At 67.0% G+C, this 18,079-nt stretch carries 16 protein-coding genes and 1 pseudogene; 6 read left to right on the forward strand and 11 right to left on the reverse strand.

The window, feature by feature from the left end; translation table 11 throughout:
- The first annotated feature begins 164 nt into the window (after window positions 1-164).
- Window positions 165-497 (forward strand): four-helix bundle copper-binding protein, encoded by a 333-nt coding sequence (locus AC3A6J_RS22860; RefSeq protein WP_487862288.1) that lies wholly within the window; start codon window positions 165-167, stop codon window positions 495-497.
- Between the two features lie 104 nt (window positions 498-601).
- Window positions 602-1,363 (forward strand): SDR family oxidoreductase, encoded by a 762-nt coding sequence (locus AC3A6J_RS22865; protein ID WP_487862289.1) that lies wholly within the window; start codon window positions 602-604, stop codon window positions 1,361-1,363.
- Between the two features lie 15 nt (window positions 1,364-1,378).
- On the opposite strand, the gene AC3A6J_RS22870 is transcribed toward AC3A6J_RS22865, so the two are convergent.
- The 4 genes from AC3A6J_RS22870 to AC3A6J_RS22885 form a co-directional block, all read right to left on the reverse strand.
- Complete coding sequence (locus AC3A6J_RS22870) at window positions 1,379-2,929, reverse strand: methyl-accepting chemotaxis protein (protein WP_487862290.1); 1,551 nt, start codon at window positions 2,927-2,929, stop codon at window positions 1,379-1,381.
- Window positions 2,930-3,046: 117 nt separating this feature from the next.
- On the reverse strand, window positions 3,047-4,348 hold the full coding sequence (locus AC3A6J_RS22875) for a TRAP transporter large permease (protein WP_487862291.1): 1,302 nt from the start codon (window positions 4,346-4,348) through the stop codon (window positions 3,047-3,049).
- Window positions 4,338-4,859, reverse strand: a complete 522-nt coding sequence (locus tag AC3A6J_RS22880; RefSeq protein ID WP_487862292.1) for a TRAP transporter small permease — start codon at window positions 4,857-4,859, stop codon at window positions 4,338-4,340. Before AC3A6J_RS22880 ends, AC3A6J_RS22875 begins: the two co-directional genes overlap by 11 nt.
- A 4-nt stretch (window positions 4,860-4,863) precedes the next feature.
- The gene (locus tag AC3A6J_RS22885) at window positions 4,864-5,892 is read right to left on the reverse strand and encodes a TRAP transporter substrate-binding protein (RefSeq protein ID WP_487862293.1); all 1,029 of its coding nucleotides are present in this window, start codon (window positions 5,890-5,892) and stop codon (window positions 4,864-4,866) included.
- Between the two features lie 206 nt (window positions 5,893-6,098).
- On the opposite strand from AC3A6J_RS22885, the gene AC3A6J_RS22890 reads away from it, so the two are divergent.
- The gene (locus tag AC3A6J_RS22890) at window positions 6,099-8,081 is read left to right on the forward strand and encodes a metallophosphoesterase family protein (protein WP_487862294.1); all 1,983 of its coding nucleotides are present in this window, start codon (window positions 6,099-6,101) and stop codon (window positions 8,079-8,081) included.
- 44 nt (window positions 8,082-8,125) lie between these two features.
- On the opposite strand, the gene AC3A6J_RS22895 is transcribed toward AC3A6J_RS22890, so the two are convergent.
- The 6 genes from AC3A6J_RS22895 to AC3A6J_RS22920 all read right to left on the reverse strand — a co-directional run bounded on the left by AC3A6J_RS22895 (window position 8,126) and on the right by AC3A6J_RS22920 (window position 14,503).
- A complete protein-coding gene (locus AC3A6J_RS22895) occupies window positions 8,126-9,493 on the reverse strand; it encodes a hybrid sensor histidine kinase/response regulator (RefSeq protein ID WP_487862295.1) in 1,368 nt (455 codons plus the stop codon).
- A gap of 5 nt (window positions 9,494-9,498) precedes the next feature.
- On the reverse strand, window positions 9,499-10,986 hold the full coding sequence (locus AC3A6J_RS22900; RefSeq protein WP_487862296.1) for an ATPase domain-containing protein: 1,488 nt from the start codon (window positions 10,984-10,986) through the stop codon (window positions 9,499-9,501).
- Window positions 10,983-11,399 carry a hypothetical protein gene (locus AC3A6J_RS22905; RefSeq protein WP_487862297.1) on the reverse strand — a complete coding sequence of 139 codons (417 nt, stop codon included), beginning with the start codon at window positions 11,397-11,399 and terminating at the stop codon, window positions 10,983-10,985. The genes AC3A6J_RS22900 and AC3A6J_RS22905 overlap by 4 nt, the downstream gene beginning before the upstream one ends.
- A 219-nt stretch (window positions 11,400-11,618) precedes the next feature.
- Window positions 11,619-12,455 carry a sterol desaturase family protein gene (locus AC3A6J_RS22910; RefSeq protein ID WP_487862298.1) on the reverse strand — a complete coding sequence of 279 codons (837 nt, stop codon included), beginning with the start codon at window positions 12,453-12,455 and terminating at the stop codon, window positions 11,619-11,621.
- An 82-nt stretch (window positions 12,456-12,537) separates the two neighbouring features.
- Window positions 12,538-13,797 (reverse strand): iron-containing alcohol dehydrogenase, encoded by a 1,260-nt coding sequence (locus AC3A6J_RS22915; protein ID WP_487862299.1) that lies wholly within the window; start codon window positions 13,795-13,797, stop codon window positions 12,538-12,540.
- Window positions 13,787-14,503, reverse strand: a complete 717-nt coding sequence (locus tag AC3A6J_RS22920) for an alpha/beta fold hydrolase (RefSeq protein WP_487862300.1) — start codon at window positions 14,501-14,503, stop codon at window positions 13,787-13,789. Before AC3A6J_RS22920 ends, AC3A6J_RS22915 begins: the two co-directional genes overlap by 11 nt.
- 80 nt (window positions 14,504-14,583) lie before the next feature.
- Between AC3A6J_RS22920 and AC3A6J_RS22925 the strand changes: the two genes are divergently transcribed.
- Entirely contained in the window at window positions 14,584-15,303 is a 720-nt protein-coding gene (locus tag AC3A6J_RS22925) for a GntR family transcriptional regulator (protein ID WP_487862301.1), read from the forward strand.
- 8 nt (window positions 15,304-15,311) lie between these two features.
- On the opposite strand, the gene AC3A6J_RS22930 is transcribed toward AC3A6J_RS22925, so the two are convergent.
- Window positions 15,312-16,634 (reverse strand): MFS transporter, encoded by a 1,323-nt coding sequence (locus AC3A6J_RS22930; RefSeq protein WP_487862309.1) that lies wholly within the window; start codon window positions 16,632-16,634, stop codon window positions 15,312-15,314.
- 290 nt (window positions 16,635-16,924) lie between these two features.
- On the opposite strand from AC3A6J_RS22930, the gene AC3A6J_RS22935 reads away from it, so the two are divergent.
- On the forward strand, window positions 16,925-17,143 hold the full coding sequence (locus AC3A6J_RS22935; RefSeq protein ID WP_487862302.1) for a hypothetical protein: 219 nt from the start codon (window positions 16,925-16,927) through the stop codon (window positions 17,141-17,143).
- Window positions 17,144-17,431: 288 nt separating this feature from the next.
- Window positions 17,432-18,002: pseudogene (locus AC3A6J_RS22940) on the forward strand (IS3 family transposase); the annotation flags it as partial.
- Between the last annotated feature and the right edge of the window lie 77 nt (window positions 18,003-18,079).

An 18,079-nucleotide genomic window follows, 5' to 3' on the forward strand; every position in this document is an offset into this window, starting at 1 on the left:
CAAGCACAGGCCGACGCGGTCCGTCGGACAGCGCCCCTACTGCGCCTACTGATGAGCAGATGCGGTGCGCCTGCATGCCAAGCGCATCGCACGGACCAATACGCCACGCTCCTACACGGGTGCACCGCTGTCGCGCGAGCATGTTGGATTTGAAGGAGAACGCCATGCCGCATGACAGCACCTATGCCGCCTGCATCGAGGCGTGCAACGATTGCGCCACCGCGTGCAACCACTGCGCCGCCGCCTGCCTGAAGGAAGACGACGTGAAGATGATGGCGCGCTGCATCGCGCTCGACATCGACTGCACCGCCGCCTGCCACTTTGCCGCCGCTGCCATGGCGCGCGGCAGCGAACATGCCAAGGCCATCTGCGCGCTGTGCGCCAGCGTCTGCGATGCCTGCGCCGAGGAATGCGCGAAACACACGCACGACCATTGCCAGGCCTGCGCCAAGGCCTGCCGCGACTGCGCGGCCGCGTGCCGAAGCATGGCCGGCTGAGCGCGCTGCACTGCCGGTGAAGACCCCTCCTCGTGCCGCGCGCACGGATGCTACAAAGCGTGTGCGGCGCACCCGCGCCGCGCGAGGCATCGAGGAGGGTTTGAATGACGACGAGCGAAAACGAGAGCCGGAAGGTGGTGCTCATCACGGGCGCGAGCCGCGGCATCGGGGCCGCGACCGCGCTCGGGGCGGCCCGGGCCGGCTATGCGGTGGCGGTCAACTACGCCTCGGACACGGCAGCCGCCGAGTCGGTGGTCGATCGCATCCGCAACGCGGGCGGCCGCGCGGCCGCCCTGCGCGGCGATGTCGCGAGCGAGTCGGAGGTGCGCGCGCTGTTCGACCGGACCGAGGCCGAGCTCGGGCCGGTCGCCGCCCTGGTCAACAACGCGGGCATCACCGGTCCGATCGGCCGCTTCGAGGACGTGGCCACCGACAACCTGCGGCGCATCCTCGATATCAACGTGCTCGGCACCTTTCTCTGCGCGCGCGAGGCGCTGGTGCGGCACGGCCGGAATGGCGCGCTCGAGGTTATCGTGAACGTGTCCTCGGTGGCCTCCACCACCGGCAGCCCGGGCGAGTACGTGCACTACGCCGCAAGCAAGGCCGCGGTCGAGAGCTTCACCATCGGCCTCGGCCGCGAAGTGGCGGCGCGCGGCATCCGCGTGTGCGCTGTCGCGCCGGGATCGACGCTGACCGAGATCCATGCCAAGGCAGGCGAGCCCGGCCGGCCCGCACGCATCGCACCGAAGATCCCGCTCGGCCGGCTCGCCGAGCCCGAGGAGATCGCGGAAGCGATCGTGTGGGCCATGACGCCGGCCGCCTCGTACGTGACGGCGACGGTGATCCGCGCGACGGGCGGGCTCTGACGCGGGAAGCCCGGCTCAGAGCCTGAAGGCGCTCACCGCCTGCGAGAGGCTGCCGGCCTGCGCCTGCAGCGAGCCGGCCGCCGCGCCCGCCTGCTGCACCAGCGCGGCGTTCTGCTGCGTGACCTGGTCGATCTGCGCGATCGCCTGGTTCACCTGCTCGATGCCGTCGGTCTGCTCCCGGCTGGCGACGGTGATCTGGCCCATGATCTCGGTCACGCGCTGCACGCTGGCGACGATCTCCCGCATGGTGCGACCGGCCTGGTCGACCAGCGCGCTGCCCGCCTCGACGCGGCCGACCGAGTCGCCGATCAGGTCCTTGATCTCCTTGGCCGCCGCGGCCGAACGCTGCGCCAGGCTGCGCACCTCCGAGGCCACCACCGCGAAGCCGCGGCCTTGCTCGCCGGCGCGCGCCGCCTCGACCGCCGCGTTGAGCGCGAGAATGTTGGTCTGGAACGCGATGCCGTCGATCACGCCGATGATGTCGACGATCTTTCTCGACGAGCCGTTGATCGCCGCCATGGTGTCGATCACTTCGCCGACGATCGTTCCGCCCTGGGCCGCCACCGACGACGCGGAGACCGCGAGCTGGTTGGCCTGGCGCGCGTTCTCGGCGTTCTGCTTGACGGTGGAGGTGAGCTCTTCCATCGAGGCCGCCGTCTGCTCGAGCGAACTGGCCTGTTCCTCGGTGCGCGACGAGAGGTCGCGGTTGCCGGCCGTGATCTGGGCGGAGGCTTCGCCGATGCCCGCGGTGCCGCGGTGCACCTCGCCGACGAGGCGCGCGAGGCTGGTGTTCATCTCGTGCAGCGCCTGCATCAGCAGCCCGGTCTCGTCGCGCCCAGACGGCTGCACGACGGTGGCGAGGTTGCCGCCGGCCACCGCCTGCGCCACTCGCACCGCGTCGTTGAGCGGACGCGTGATCGAACGGGTGAGCCAGAGAGCGGCGGCGATGCCCAGCGCGAGCGAGAAGCCGCAAAGCAGCAGCATCCACCCGCGTGCGGCGCGGTAGGCCTCGGCCGCGTCGGCCGCGGTGCGGTCGGCGCCTTGCTTGAGTGCCTGCTCGAACGTGCCGACGTGGGCGATCACCTGGGTCAGCAGCGGCATGCATTCCTGCGTCAGCGCGCGCACGGCCTCGTCGGTGCGGCCGCCGGTCGCGAGCGACACCACCTTGCCCGCGATCACCAGATAGCGCGTCTCGAGCGCCTGCAGCTGATCGAGCAGGCGCCGCTCCTCCTCGGCGCCCGCACCGGCCTGCTTCAACAAAGTGGCCAGCGATGCCATGCCCTGGTCGATCTCGGCCTGCGAGGTGCGCACGAGGTCGAGGTCCTTCTTCTGCAGCGGCGCATCGGTCACCAGTGCGAGGTTGCGCGCTGCGATGGCGCGCGTGCCGATCGCAAAGCGCACCCGATTGAGAGCGTAGAGCTTGCCGCCCGCCACCTCGTTGACCACCCGGATCTGGTCCGAGAGCCTGGCCATCTGCTGCAGGCCGATGGCGCCGATGGCGAGCAGCAGAAGCAGCAGCAAGGTGAAGCCTGCCCCGAGACGGGTGCCGATCTTGAGGTGTCGCATGGAATCCTGGGAAAAAGCGAACGAATGTCCGATTTTCCCGGGGCGCCGGGCCGCTGCATTCGGCGAACAAGGGGCGCAAGGCCCCTCAGTTCCGGGCATCGGCGTCCGGGTCTTTCCCTATTCAAGCAAGCCCGGCAACCACAGCGAAATGGCGGGAAAGGCGCAAAGGATCACCAGGCGCACGATGTCGACCCCGATGAACGGCATGGTGCCCCGGTAGATGCGCCCCAGCGTGATGTCGCGCGCAATCGAGTTGATCACGAAGACATTGATCCCCACCGGCGGACAGATCATGCCGAAGGTGACCGCCATCACCACGATGACGCCGAACCACACCGGGTCGAAGCCGAGCTGCATCATGGCCGGGAAGACGATCGGCACGGTCAGCAGGATCATTGCCAGTTCGTCCATCACCGCGCCAAGAATGAGGTAGCCGACCATCACCAGCGCCAGCACGCCGTAGGCACCCACGGGCAGAGTCACCAGGAACTCCACGGCCTTCTGCGTGAACTGCGTGATGGTGAGGAAGTAGCCGAACAGGAACGCACCGATCACGATCGTGAGGATGGCCGACGAGACGCGCAGCGTGTCGATCAGCGCCGCCTTGATCTCGCCCGGGCCGAGCCGGCGGCGCAGCACGCCGATCACGAGCGTGCCGACCGCGCCGACGCCCGCGCCCTCTTCCACTGTGAACAGGCCGCCGTAGATGCCGCCCAGCACGAACACGAACAGCAGCACCACGGCCCAGAGGCTGCGCAGCGAACCGAAGCGCTCGCCCCATGTGTGCGCCTCGCCGCGCGGCATCGCGTCGGGCCGCACGCGCGCGATGATCTGAACCACCAGGAAGTAGAAGGCCACGGCCATCAGGCCCGGCAGGACGCCGGCCGCGAACAGCTTCTTGATGTCGGTCTCGGTCATGATCCCGTAGAGCACGAAGATCACCGACGGCGGGATCATGATGCCCAGCGTGCCGCCGGCCGCGATGAGCCCTGCGGACAGTCCCGGGTGGTAGCCGGCGCGGCGCATCTCGGGCAGCGCCACCTGCGACATCGTGGCCGCGGTGGCCACCGACGATCCGTTGATGGCCGCGAACCCCGCGCACGCGGCGACCGAGGCCATCGCGACACCGCCGCGCAGGTGGCCGAGCCACGCGCGGCCGGCCTGGAACAGCTCGCGGCTCATGCCCGAGCGCGATGCGAACGCGCCCATCAGGATGAACATCGGGATGACGCTGAGGTTGTAGTCGGTCACCACCGACAGCGGCACGTTGGCCAGCAGGTTCAGGCCCGCATTCCAGCTGGTCAGCGCCGCGAAGCCGCACACGCCCGCAATGCCCATCGCGATGCCGATCGGCACGCGCACCGCCATCAGCACGAACATGCCGATGAAGCCCAGCAGGGCGACGAGGTCACGGTCCACGGTCGGCGGCCTCTTCCATGTCTTGCACGCCCGCGATGGGCGCCGGCTGGAGTTCGGCCTCGCGCCCGCGCCACAGGTAGACGACGCGCACCACGCCCAGCAGCGCCGCGACCGTGGCCCCGAGCGAAGCGACCGCGTAGAACATCCACAGCGGCATGCGCAGGTCCATCGTGCCTTGCGTACCGGTTCCCGCGACCTTGACCCACGCCATCCACGCGAGCGGCACCAGGAACGCCAGCACGACGAGCGTGGCGACGATGTCGAGCCAGCGGCGCCCAGGCACCTTCAGGTGCTCCCAGAGCAGGTCGACGCAGATGTGGCTGCCATAGAAGGTGGCCAGGGCAATGCCCCAGAACAGCGCAATGCCCTGCAGCATGCGCGAGCCGTCGTACCAGTCGGGAATCTGGACTGCGAACAGGTCGCGCAGCAGCACGTTGCTGGCCGTGAGCAAAGCGATGGCGAGCAGGAAGAAAGCGGCCACCGCTTCGGTGGCCGACAGGATGCGCTTCATCGCGTCAGTTGGCGTTGCGCGCTGCGATTTCCTTGCGGAGTTCTTCCAGCGCCTGCTTGCCGTTCACGCCCGACTTGTCGACCGCGGCCTGCCACTGCGTGTAGACCGGCTCGGCGGCCTTGCGCCACATGTCGAGCTGCGCGGGCGAGACTGCGACGATCGTGTGGCCGGCGGCCTTCTCGAGCTTGGCCTTGCCCGAATCCTCGAAGTCGCCCCAGGCGGCCCCCACCTTGGCGGCCCATTCGTTGCTGCAGTGGTCGTCCATCACCTTCTTCTGCGTGGCCGAGAGCCTGTCGTACCAGCCCTTGTTCATGACCCAGGCGAAGTCGGACGCGTACAGCCGCATGTCGGAGTGGTACTTCACGGCCTTGTCGATGCCGAAGCTGATGACCGAATCCCACGGGAAGGCCAGCGCGTCGGCCACGCCCTTCTCGAGCGCGTCGCGCGCCTCTGGGGCCGACACCTGCACGTTGGTGGCGCCCAGCGCCGACATGAAGGTGGCGTTGGTGCCATTCGACGAGCGGATCTTCATGCCGCTGAGCTGGCTCGGCTCGCTAATCGGCTTCTTGGCATGCATGGTGCCCACGTGCAGGTGCGCAAAGCAGAACTTCACGTCCTTCATCTCGGCGGCCGCGTACTTGCGGTACCACGCGTCGAGCGCTGCCGACCCCGGGCCGGGCTTGCCCACCAGGAACGGCAGTTCGCCAGCGGCGAACACCGGGAAACGGCCGGCCTGGTAGCCCGGGTTGGCCCAGGTCACGTCGGCGATACCGTCGCGCGCCATGTCGTAGTGGTCGGCGGCCTTGCCCAGCTGCTGGGCCGGGAACATCGCCACCTTGATGCTGCCCTTGGAGGCCGCCTCCACCGACTTGGCCCACGGCTCGAAGCCGGTCTTCGCGAGCGAGTGCGACGGCGGCAGCCAGTGCGCGAACTTGAGTTCGACCGGCTTGTCCTGTGCGCTGGCGCCTGACGCTGCGACGATCACCACGATGGCGGCGACGCCGCGGAGGTGGCGGGATGGGTGGCGGGACATCGGAACTCCTTTGTTATGCGGGATAACCAATAGTGTCAACAAATCTACTCAATGCGCACGGTATTTTCCCGGGCGCGGCGGCCGGGAGGACCGAAAGCGACCATCGCCCGACTGCCGGATGCGCGCAATAGGGTTAGTACCTTCTGATTCACTTTCCTGACACACGGCCCCGATAGCGTCGCGCTTCTTTCACTTGGAGCAACGGTATGCGTGGATCGAAGAAGAGTGCGGGCGCGTTGTCGCTGGCGGCGTTGTTGGCCCTGGCCGCCTGCGGCGGGGGCAGCGGCGGTGGCGGGATCGCGTTTCCCATCGTGCCGCCGGGCACCGCCCCCACGGCGCCGCCCACCACCTCCCCCGACACGCCAGCGCCGCCGGCCACGCCGGTTGCCACCACCTTGCGCATCGGCATCCTTCCCGACACCCAGGGTAGCGATTCGGGCGTCGCGTTGCATCCGATGAAGGCCATCCTCGACCTGTACGAGAAGTCCGGCGTCAACGTCGTGCTGGCCGTGGGCGACCTGGTCGAGAACGGCACGGCGAGCGAATACAAGCTCTGGCGCGACATGGCCGAGAAGTACCGCAGCAAGATGACGATCCTGCCGATCATGGGCAACCATGAGCCCAAGGGCATCGACCAGGACTGGTACGACACCGTGGAGTCGTTCATTCCCGCCGATGCCGAGCACATGCCGGGCTCGCGCAACAAGAACTACGTGGTGGCGCGCGAGAACGTGCTGCTGATCAACATATCGTACGGCTGGCTCGAGCGCTCCTACGACTTCGTGGAGGCCATGGTGGGCAAGCACGGGCCGAAGGTCGACCACATCATCCTGCAGACCCACAACTCGTTCGCGGGCAACCGCTACGGGCTCGTGCGCGAGAACATCGTCGACGGCAGCATCTCGATCGTGAACGACGTGAAGTTCCGCGATGTCTACGACAAGTACCGCCAACTCTTCGCCGCGCACGACGTGATCTACGTCTCGGGCCACGAGCACCACTACTCGCGCAGCGTGGTGCGCGACGACAACGACCTGGCCTTCACGCAGATCGTTTCGGGCAATGCGGCCTACAAGGGCTACGAAAGCCGCTTCGGCGAGCACGAGCGCATCCAGAGCATGCTGATGCTGAAGGTGCGCAACGAGGCCACCGGCAGCATCGACGCCAACGCTTCGATCTTCGAGATCACCGGCCCTGCGATCGACTACCGCTCATACTTCGTGACGCACTCGGTGTTCCGCAACACCGACGAACCCCAGCAGCTGGCGGCGCCCGACTGGCAGATGATGGACCGGTTCGTGCGCACCAAGGACCGCTGCGAAAAGGTGGTGTACCCCTCGAGCGTGCCGGCGCACGTGCAGCGCTACAGCGTCTACGACCCCTCGTACCGCACCAGCGCCTGCGTCTCCGCCGGCGGCAGCCGCGCCCGCCTGCTCGATGGCCGCAACGACACCTTCAACCGGCACGACACGCGCACGCGCACCATGAGCGCCACGCCGGGCTACTCGTTCGCCGCCAGCAACCGCGAGATGGAGTCGATGATGTATCGCTACATGTTCGTGCGCGACGCGAGCTTCAGCCCCAACCTGAACAACAGCCAGCGCGCACGCGTCGTCAACGAAGGCACGCCCGACGAGGAAGTCGAGGTGCGCGGCACCACCATCGACCTGAAGAAGCTGGTGGCGCTGAACTGGAAGGCGGCCGTTGCCGGCACCCTGTCCGACGAGCTCGTCGTCAGCGGGATCGCCGGCCAGGACGGCACCTACATCGACGCCTACGGCCGTGTGAAGAACATCCAGACCGACACCGGCCTTGCCGGCAGCATGGGCGACAGCACCGAGGCCGGCAAGGCCCCGGTGGTGCTGCCCGCGCTTGCCAAGGGCGGATGGGCGCTGACCGACGACAAGGCCGGCGACAGCTACGTGCTCGAGTTCTCCGTGCCCGAGGGCCGCTCGGCCGCCGACACGGTGCTGGCCCGGTACGACAACGCATCGGGCAAGTGGGTACCGCTGGCCACCCCGGCGTGCGTGAGCAGGACGGCCTATCGCAGCGCCTACCTCGGCGCGGCGCCGGGCGATGTGGATGCGTCGTGCGCCGCAGGCACGGTCGTCGGCTACGACGTGCAGGCCTCGGCGTATTGGGCGCGACTGAACCAGGACGGACGTTTCGCGCTGATCCCTGCCAATTGAGTGCGGCGGACGCCCCCGCCGACGCGCAAGCGGATTGGGCCGGCCTACGCCGCCGGTCCCGCGCCGCCCGCCGACGCATCGGCGCCTGCCAGCACCCACGCATCGACAAGCGCCAGCAGCGCCTCGAAATCCATCGGCTTCACCACGTGGTGGTCGAACCCGACCTCGTGCGCGCGGGCACGATGGTCGGGCCCGTCGTAGCCGGTCAGCGCGACCATCAGCACGGGCCTGCCATTGCGCAGGCCATGGATGCGCTCGGCCACGTCGTACCCGTTCATGCCCGGCAGGCCGATGTCGCACAGCACGATGTTCGGCTGCAGCCGAGCGAACAGCGCCAGCGCGCCCGTCCCCTCGAGGGCGACCTCGACCTCGTGCCCGGACATGCGCAGCAGCATGGCGAGCAGCAGCCCGGCATCGACGTTGTCGTCGACGAGCAGGATGCGCGCACCCGCGGGCGCGAGCGCAGGCGCCACCGTCGGCACGTGCACCGGCTCGACGGGCCGGAGCAAACGCGGAAGCGTGATGACGAACTCGCAGCCTTGGCCAGGCCCGTCGCTGTGCACCTCGATGCGGCCGCCATGCAGTTCGACCATGCCGCGCGCCACCGTCAGACCGATGCCGAGTCCTCCCTGGCTGCGGCTCAGCGACCGGTCCTCCTGCCTGAACAGGTCGAAGATATGGGGCAACACATCGTCCGGGATGCCTGCACCGTCGTCGCTCACCGTGATGGCCACCGTATCGCCGACCGGCCGGACGCTGAGCGCGATCCGGCCGCCTTCGGGGGTGTACTTCGCCGCGTTGTGCAGCAGGTTGCCGACGGCCTGCGCGAGGCGCTGCGAATCGCCATCGACATAGACCGGCTCCGGCGGCAGGTCGACCGTGAGCTGCTGGCGCTGCAGGTCGATCAAGCCCCGGCAGGTTTCGACCGCCTGGTCGACGAAGTCGCCGACCGCCGTCGGCTGGCGCTGCAGGTTGACCTTGCCGCTCGTGACGCGCGACGCATCGAGCAGATCGTCGAGCAACCGTGCCATGTGCGCCACCTGCCGCTGGAGGACATCCTGGATGAGTTTCAGCCGGGGGTCGTCGATGTCCAGCCGTGCCAGGAGCGCCCCAGCGCTGCGGATCGGCGCCAGTGGGTTGCGCAGTTCATGGGCCAGCATCGCAAGGAACTCGTCCTGCCGCCGTTTCGTCTGCTGCGCGACCTCGTTCAGTTCCTCGGCCGCGAGTGTGGCGATGACCAGATGGGTGTTGGCCTCCCGAACGTCCGACATGCGCACTTCGGCCAGCGACTGTTCGTCGGCGACGTCACGCTGTGTCTGCTCGCGAACCGCGGCGGCGTCCTCGCGAATACCGACCGCGGATTCGCGCGCGGTGACAACCCGGTCGCGCTTGCCACGGTGGTCGGGGTCCATGTCCGTCACCTGCCGGTGGCGGAATGCGGCGCGTCCGACGCCACCCGCGGATGGCCGGTCAGCAATGCGTCCATCTCGGGCCGGCGTTCGCCAATCACGATACCGCTGTCGTCGATCTCGAACAGGCGCAGCTCGTGGCTGTGGGCGCTGTTTCGCAGCTTCACGACGGCCATGACACGCTTGAGTTCACCCCGCAGTTCGACATAGCGCTGCACGATGATGGCGTCGGTCAGGAACGCAGCGCCGTAGGGGCTGAAGCGCAGGTCGTTGTAGCGGTCTTCGAGCTCGGAGATCATCAGCACCGCCACGCCCATGCCGGTGAGCACCGCCACCATCCGATGCAGCGATTCGCGAAAGTCCTCGCGAAAGGTCGGCGCCAGCGCCAGCTCGAGGCCCGAGAGCGAATCGATGACCACCCGCGTGGCACCGGTGCGCCGGATCGTTTCGGTCAGCGCGTACAGCGTCTCGTCGATGGACAGGTCGAGCGCACGCGTGTCGATAACCGCGACGCTTCCGCTGGCAACCAGTTGACCCAACCGGAGCCTGAGCGACTGGCTGGGGCTTTTCTCGAAAGCCGCGATCACGCCCTTCTCGCCGGCGCGCGCGCCCGCCGCGAGGAAGGCCGTCGCGAGCAGCGACTTTCCCGAACCGGAGGGACCGGCGACAAGCAGCGAATAGCCCGCAGGCAGGCCGCCGCACAGCATCTCGTCCAGGGCCGGCACGCCGATCGACAGACGCCGTGGCGCCTGCGCCTCGCCACCGTCGTCCCTGGAGGCCGGCTGCGCCTGCCCGAGGGTTCGCGGGAAAATCTGGATGCCATCGCCATCGATGCGAAAGGTGTGCAGGCCTGCGATGGTCGCTTGCCCGCGCATCTTCATCACCTGGATCTTGCGAACCATCGAATTGCGCTGCACGCTCTGCGCCATCCACAGGATGCCGTCGGCCACCGTGAAGACCGGGTTGGCCTCACCTTCGAGATTCATGTACTCGCCGATCAGGAAGGTGGTGGCCTGCCATGTCGTGAGGTGCATGCCGAGCCGCTGCACGAACTGCTGCAGATCGGTCTCGCCGGGGCGCACGCCATGCACCGCCTGCACCACCGAGCGAAACGAATCGACGAGCACCAGCCCGGGTTCGAAGGCTTCGACTTCCTCGATCATGCGTGCCAGCACGCGATCGTAGTTACCGGTCATCACGTCGTCGGCCAGGTTGACGAAGCGGATCGAGTCGTTGACCTTGTCGGTGTCGAAGAAGCTGTATTGCTGCTGGTAGCGCAGCATCTTCAACGCCGGTTCGCCGAGCACGGTGAAGAACAGGGCCTTGCGCTGCGGATTGGCGAGCGCGAACATGATCTGGTGGGCAAGCGTCGTCTTGCCCGACCCAGGTGCCCCCGCGATCAGGTTGAACGAGAACTCCGCGAGCCCGCCGCCGAGCAGCGCATCGAGGCCCGGCACGCCGGTCGGCAATCGCCGGATGACGACCTTGTCATTCATTGCGCTTTCTCCTGATGGGGCTCGTCGGCACCGGGATGGCCCCAGGCTGAATGCAACAAGCGGTAGGTCAATGGCTCGCCGATCAGCGAAATCAGCAGATCGACAAAGGTGAGGAGCAAGGATTCGCCGGCCAGGCCCGCGTCGGGCGCCGTGCGCGCCGAAAGATCGCGGTGCAACAAGGCCGGCAGTTCGCCGAGCGGCCCCGCTGCCATTTCCGCTGGCCATCCGCACGAGGCGTGCGTCAGGTGGAGGCTGCGCGCGTACAAGGCGCGCGCGCCCGGCACGCCGACCAGCGGCTGCAGTTCGGCCAGCAGTGTGCGCAAGGCGCGCGCGATCGCATCGGGGAGGGTGCGTTGATGGGCGCCCACCGCGGTTTCCTCGGCGAGAAAGCGCTGGATGATCTCGTGGCGCATGGCCCTTTGGGTTGAGATCTCGTCGGAGGGGTCCGGCGGCGAGATGGGGATCGGTCCGCGCGAGTATCCCTCACATTGGTCAACAAGGCGCCAGATGCCCTGATTGCAGCAAGAGAATCACGGCCACGCCGAGCGCGAGCCGGTAGCAGACGAAGACGCCAACGCTGCGGCGCACGATGAACCGCATCTAGCCGATGGTCACCACATACCCGGCGCCGATCAATGCGCTGCGGCGCCGTGCGCGGCCTGGCGGCCCGCCATCGCCTGCTCTTCGCTCTCGCTCAGTTGCGGACCGTCCAGGGTCACGCGCGTGTGGTCGTGGCGGAACTTCTGGATGATCGGCCGGAGCTCTTCCTTGACGTGCCGTTCGCTGTAGCCATTGAAGAGGTGGCCCAGCAGCCCACGCCGCAGGTCCGAGGTGCCCATGACCCAGTCAGCAATGGGGAACGTGAGGTTCATGTTGTATTTCATCATGATGCCCATGTTGTGGTGGGCCGTGTGATGGCGGCGGATGGTGTTGATGAACGGCATGTTGCGCACGAACCAGTTGTCGTGCACATGGCAGCAGTAGTGGAAGGTCTCGTACACCAGGTACTGCGCCACCATCGTGAGAAAGACGATGTAGCCGACGTTCGGATTGAATACGAGCGATGCGAGGTAGCCCAGCGTCAGCCCGCCGACGCCCAGCGTCGCGAGCACGCGCCACGGAAAGAACACGATGCGGAACTCGCGCGTCGTGTCGATGGTCGGCTCCAGGTCGGTGAAGTACTGATGGTGTTGGCGGGTGTGGCGCTCGTAGATGGCCCTTAGCGCGAACACGTCGATGCGCTTGTGCATCACGTAGCGGTGCATGAACCATTCGACGAAGTTGCCCGCCAGGAACACCGGAATGACCATGAGCCACTCCCACTGCGCGCCCTGGATCCTGCTCAGGCAGTACCAGATGGCGGCAATGCCGACGGCGTACATCACGCCAATGTGGAGCAGGCCGTTGTACAGCGGGCTGATCTCGGCCTTGTACTGCTCGCGAAATTTCCGTTGGCGCTCGGTCATCATGGCAAAGTCTCCTGTCTATATCTGATGTATGACTAGTATATCAGTTGAGTACAGACGGTCAATGGTGCTGCGTGCCGCCGGGTCAGAAGTCGCGCCCGCCGGCACCTTCGGCACGGAGATAGCCGGCAAAGGCATTGCGCACGATGGCGCGATAGCGCGCCGCGACGTCGGGCACCGGAAACGCCTTGGCAAGCCGCGCGACGCCCAGCGCGTCGTCGACCAGCCCGCTCAGATCGCCGTCCCCGATGCCCATCGCGGCCAGATCGGTAGGAATGCCGAGGCGACCGATCAGATCGCGCACTGCCACCGGGACGGCCAGGCTCGCTTCACGCGCGGTCGACACCTGCAGCGACATGAGCCCGGCGACCTCGAGCATCTCGTCGCCTCGCACGTCGCCCAGCGCATCCAGCACGTACGGCAGCATCACGGCATTGGTGGTGCCATGGCTCCTGTGCGTCTTGCCCGCGACGGCATAGGCGATGCCGTGCACGGCGTTGAGGCCGGCGCTGCCATAGGAGAGCGCCGCATAGACACTGGCATGGGCCATGCCGATGCGCGCCTGCCGGTCGGCACCATCGTTGAACGCGCGCTCCAGGCAGTCGATGCAAAGGCGCATCGACTCCCGCGCGAACATCATCGTCAGCGCCGACCGGCCGCTGTAGCCCGGATCCGGATCGCCGCTGCGGTCGTAGGCGCTCGAGTCCATGGTGAGGAACGATTCGATCGCGTGCGTGAACGCGTCGATGCCGGCATCGGCCGTGACACGCGGCGGGCAGGTGTAGGTGAACTCCGGATCGATCAGAGCCACCTGGGGACGCAGCGCGTTGTCCATGACCGCGACCTTCGTTGCGTTCTCCGGGTCGAGAAGAATCGCCCCCGGCGTGGCCTCGGAACCTGTGCCGGCCGTGGTCGGCATCGCGATCATCGGCAATGGGCGGCAGGCTCCGATGTCGCCCACGAACGCCCGGACCGGAAGGCCCATCGGCAGCGTGAGGCACAGCGCTTTGGCCAGGTCGATGTTGCTCCCTCCTCCGAGCGCGATGACGTGGTCGAAGGTGCCGCCAGGGCACTGTTGCCGCAGCACGCGGGTGGCCGTGTCGCACAGGTCGGTGGTCGGGTCGGGTGCACCGCCGTCGTACACCACGGTCTCGACGCCCAGAGCCTGCGCCGCGTCGACGTATTCGCGCACCCAGGGCGTCGATCCGGAAAAGTACCGGTCGGTGACCAGCACGCCATGCTTCCAGCCGAGCTTCTGCACCAGGCGGGGCAACTGCGCGCGCGCTCCGCAGCCGAGGATCAGGCGCGCCGGGGCGCAGAAGTGGATCAGGTCGTCAGGTCTCATCGGGGTTGTCCAAAGGATCGAGGAATCGGAGCAGTTCGTCGGCGACGCGCGCCGTGTGCGAAGACAGCAGGCCGTGGCCGGCACCTTCGATCGGCACCAGCGTCGCGTCGGGCAGAGCCGACGAAAGCGCGCCGGCGTGGTCCCAGGGAGAGTCTTCGTCCTGCACGCCGTGCAACACCAGCGTCGGCTGCCTGACCCGCCCCAGCAATGGCCGCTGGTCCGACGCGCGAATGGCTTGCCAGGTCCACGCGACCGCGTCATGGTCCGCCGCATGCCGCAACCCGAGCCGGGCCTCGCGCGCCGCGATCTCGCGCAGCAGCACTTCGCCTTCGCCGCGGAACCAATCGGCCGCGCAGAGTTGGGGCGTACCTGAAAGAAGCGCCAGCTTCCCGGGCTGAGGCCCTTTCGCTTCCGCGACATATTCGAGCGCGACTGAAACGCCCATGCTCCAGCCGGCCAACGCGAAGGGCGCGTCGGCCAGGTGCGCTTGCGCCACCTCCCGCACGTCGGACGCAAACGCCTGCAAGGCATGCGCCCCTGCACCGCTGCAGCGTCGCGCGACACCCCGCCCGCGCAGGTTGGGCAGCACGAAGCGGAAGCGGGCGGAGAGCCGCTCGGCGACGGGAAGCCATGCGTCGCGGGTTCCCTGTATGCCGTGCAATGCGAGCACAGTGGTCGGGCCGTCGCCCACGAAGACAACATCCATTGTGAACACCTGATATGTCAGACGGATTCCATGCGCCACCGGAGGCAGTACGATGGATGCCTGTTTCGAAAGTCAAGAAGATGGTTACCAAGACGACGAGCCGCACGCGCAAGGCCCCTCCCCGTGCGGCACCCAAGCCGATGGACTTCGCCGAGCCGAAGACGCGCCTGACCGACCTCGCCTACGAACGCATCGAAGAGGCCATCGTCACGCTCGTCATTCCCCCGGGCGCCGCCGTTTCGGAGCAGGGCCTCGCAGACATGACCGGCATCGGACGCACGCCCATCCGGGAGGCCATCCAGCGGCTCGCCCGCGAGCACCTGGTGATCGTGCTGCCGCAACGCGGGCTGTTGGTGGCCGAAGTCGATGTGGGCAAGCAATTGAAGCTCCTTGAAACGCGACGCGAGATCGAGCGGCTGGTTTGCCGCAGTGCCGCGAAGCGGGCATCGAAGGAAGAACGGCAGCGCTTCGAGCAGTTGGCCGAAGAGTTCAGGCGTTCGTCTACGAAGAACGATTCGGTGGCGTTCATTCGCGCCGACCGCGACTTCAACGAGCTGTGCCTTGCGGCGGCGCGCAACGAGTTCGCCGAAGGCGCGATGCGCATGCTTCACGGCCTTTCGCGCAGGTTCTGGTATCTCCACTACAAGCAGTCGCCCGACATGCCCCAGATGGCCAAGCTGCATGGCGACGTGGCCGTGGCCATCTCCAAGGCCGACGTGCAGGGCGCCGGAGAAGCGCTGGACCGCCTCATCGACTTCATCGAGAACTACACGCGCGCGACCGTCATGTCGGATCGCTAAGGCCTGGGTCAATGCGACAGCGCTTCGAGCGATTGGCCCTTGGTCTCGATCCCGAAGAGCATCACGATGAGGGCCGCCACCACGAAGCAGGCCGCGCCCAGCGTGAACACGCCGGCTTGCCCGGTGAACGGCAGCACGATGCCCACGACGTACGGGCCCACGAGCGAGCCGATCCGCCCCACCGACGACGCAAAGCCCGCACCGGTGGCACGCGAACGCGTGGGGTACAGCTCGGGGGTGTACGCATAGAGCACCGACCACATGCCGAACATGAAGAACTGCATGAACAGCCCGGCGGTGATCAACTGCGCCACCGGCGCCTGGGTCGCGGCGGCCTGCCCGTACATGAAGGCCGCGGCCGCACTGCCGACGAGCATCAGCATGCAGGTCGGCTTGCGGCCCCATTTCTCGAGCAGCCACGCGGCGAAGATGAAGCCCGGGATGCCCGCGAGCGAGATATAAACCGTGTAGAGGACCGACTTCGTGACGGCGTAGCCGGCCTGCTGGAGCAGCGCCCCGAGCCACGTCGTCAGCCCGTAGTAGCCGAGGAGCGCGAAGAACCACAACGCCCAGATCATCAGGGTTCGTTTCGCGTAGACGCCCTTCCAGAGTTCCTTGAAGGCCGCACTGCGAGCCATCGGCGGCCTGGCGGTCTCGCCCGGCTTCACTTCCACGGCAGGCAGCTTGCTCATGCCCGAGGCCCGCAGCACATGCCCTTCGAAGCCGGTCATGACCTTGTCGGCCTCGTCGAGCCGGCCGGCGTCTTCGAGCCAGCGCGGCGACTCCGGAATGTTGCGCCGAACGACGAACACGAACACCGCCGGAACCGCCAGCGCGATGAAGATGCCGCGCCATCCGATGACGGGAAGCAGGAAGTAGGCGGTGATGCCCGCGGCAATGAAGCCCAATGGCCAGAAGCCCTCGAGGATGGCGACGTACCGGCCCCGGCTCTTGGCGGGAACGATCTCCGACACCATCGCGAGGCCGATCGGGAACTCCATGCCCATGCCGAACCCCAGCAGCACGCGGTAGGCCATCAGCTCATTGGCGCTGTCCGACAGGCCGCACATGAGGCTGCCGACCCCCCAGAAGATCATGCTGAGCTGGAAGACCGGCTTGCGCCCGAAGCGGTCGGCGAGCATGCCCGCAGTGGCTGCGCCCAGGAACATGCCCAGGAAGCTCGAGCTCGCCAGCAGGCCGGTCTGCATCGCTGAGAGGCCGAACTCTGCTTTGATCGAGCCGAGCACGAAGGTCATGATCCCCAGGTCCATCGAGTCGAAGAACCAGGCGGTGGCAATGATGGCGAACAGGCGGCGCTGGTAGCCCGTCATGGGCAGGCGTTCGAGGCGATGGCCGATGGTGGCGCGCCGTCCCGAGACGGGCGCGGTCGTGGGCAGGTCCACGAGGGGAATCTCGCCGGATACGGTGCTCATGGTGTCTCCTTAATACATCTAGTAGTCAACTGACATATTACTGGTATTCTTTCTAGCCCAGGACTAGGGCGCACCCTAATCCTTACTGGGGAACGGCGTGCGACTTGTCGCAACTTTGGCGCGAGCAGCGCTTCTGTGTCGTGAGCTTCGTGTGGGGCCCCCGCCAACAGACACCGATTCACGACCACATGGTCTGGGGCGTGATCGGCGTGCTGCGGGGATCGGCGCTGTCACAGCGCTACCGACGCCTGCCCAAGGGCTTGGTGCCCGAGGGCACGCCCGAGCGACTAGCGCCTGGAGATGTGACTGCCGTGTCACCCGCGATCGGGGACATCCCCGATCCGTTGATCGGTGCGCAGAAGGCGTTTGTATCCGGCTATTCCAACGCGCGAAGCCGCGCCGCATGAACTGTCCCCGTTCTCAGCGCGAGCTCCGTAGATTGACTAGTGTTGTGGATATTTCGGACTAAGGTGTTGCGAAATACGGATACTTCCCAGTTTCGGCACCACAGACTTCGCTTCACATTCAGGGCGGTGGTTGATCAGAAATTCGCTTGCGAATCGATAGCGCGAACAGTGTCAGCGCCGACCCGTGTTCTTCTGCAAACCTCCGGCGGCGCACCCTCAGCAGCCCGAACTGAGATGCACATGCCGCACGCGGCGGGACCTTCCTGACGCGTACCGGGCGTAGAGAGCGAGCCGATCTGCAAGGTCTTGCAGATCGCCCCGTCGGGCTACCGGCGGCACGCGGCGCTGCTGCGTGAGCCGCACAAGCGCTGCGCCAGAGCACACCGCGACGATGTCCTCATGCCGGCGATACAGCGCGTCTGGCAGGCCAACATGCAGGTCTATGGGGCCGGCAAGGTCTGGAGGCAACTGGCACGCGAGGGCACTGCGGTGGCGCGCTGCACAGTCGAACGGCTGATGCGGCGCCTGGGCTGCGAGGCGTGATGCGCGGCAAGGTGGTGAAGACCACGATCAACGATGCCAGGGCGCCATGCCCTGTGGATCGGGTCAACCGGCAGTTCCGAGCGCAGCGCCCGAACCAGCTATGGGTTTCGGATTTCACGTACGTGTCGACATGGCAGGGCTGGCCGTACGTCGCCTTCGTGATCGATGTGTTCGCCCGACGCATCGTGGGTTGGTGAGTCAGCAGTTAATGCGCACGGACTTCGTGCTCGATGCTTTGGAGCAAGCGCTGTACGACCGTCAACCCGAACGCGACGGCAGCTTGACTTGTCACTCCGATCGCGGCTCGCAATACGTCGTAAGCGGTCAATAAACCACGCCCTTGCCCGCGGCGCCGGAATCGATGCGCGCGCAGAGGTCTACGGCTCGACGAGT

It is taken from the genome of Variovorax sp. Soil_C_39, from assembly GCF_057656815.1.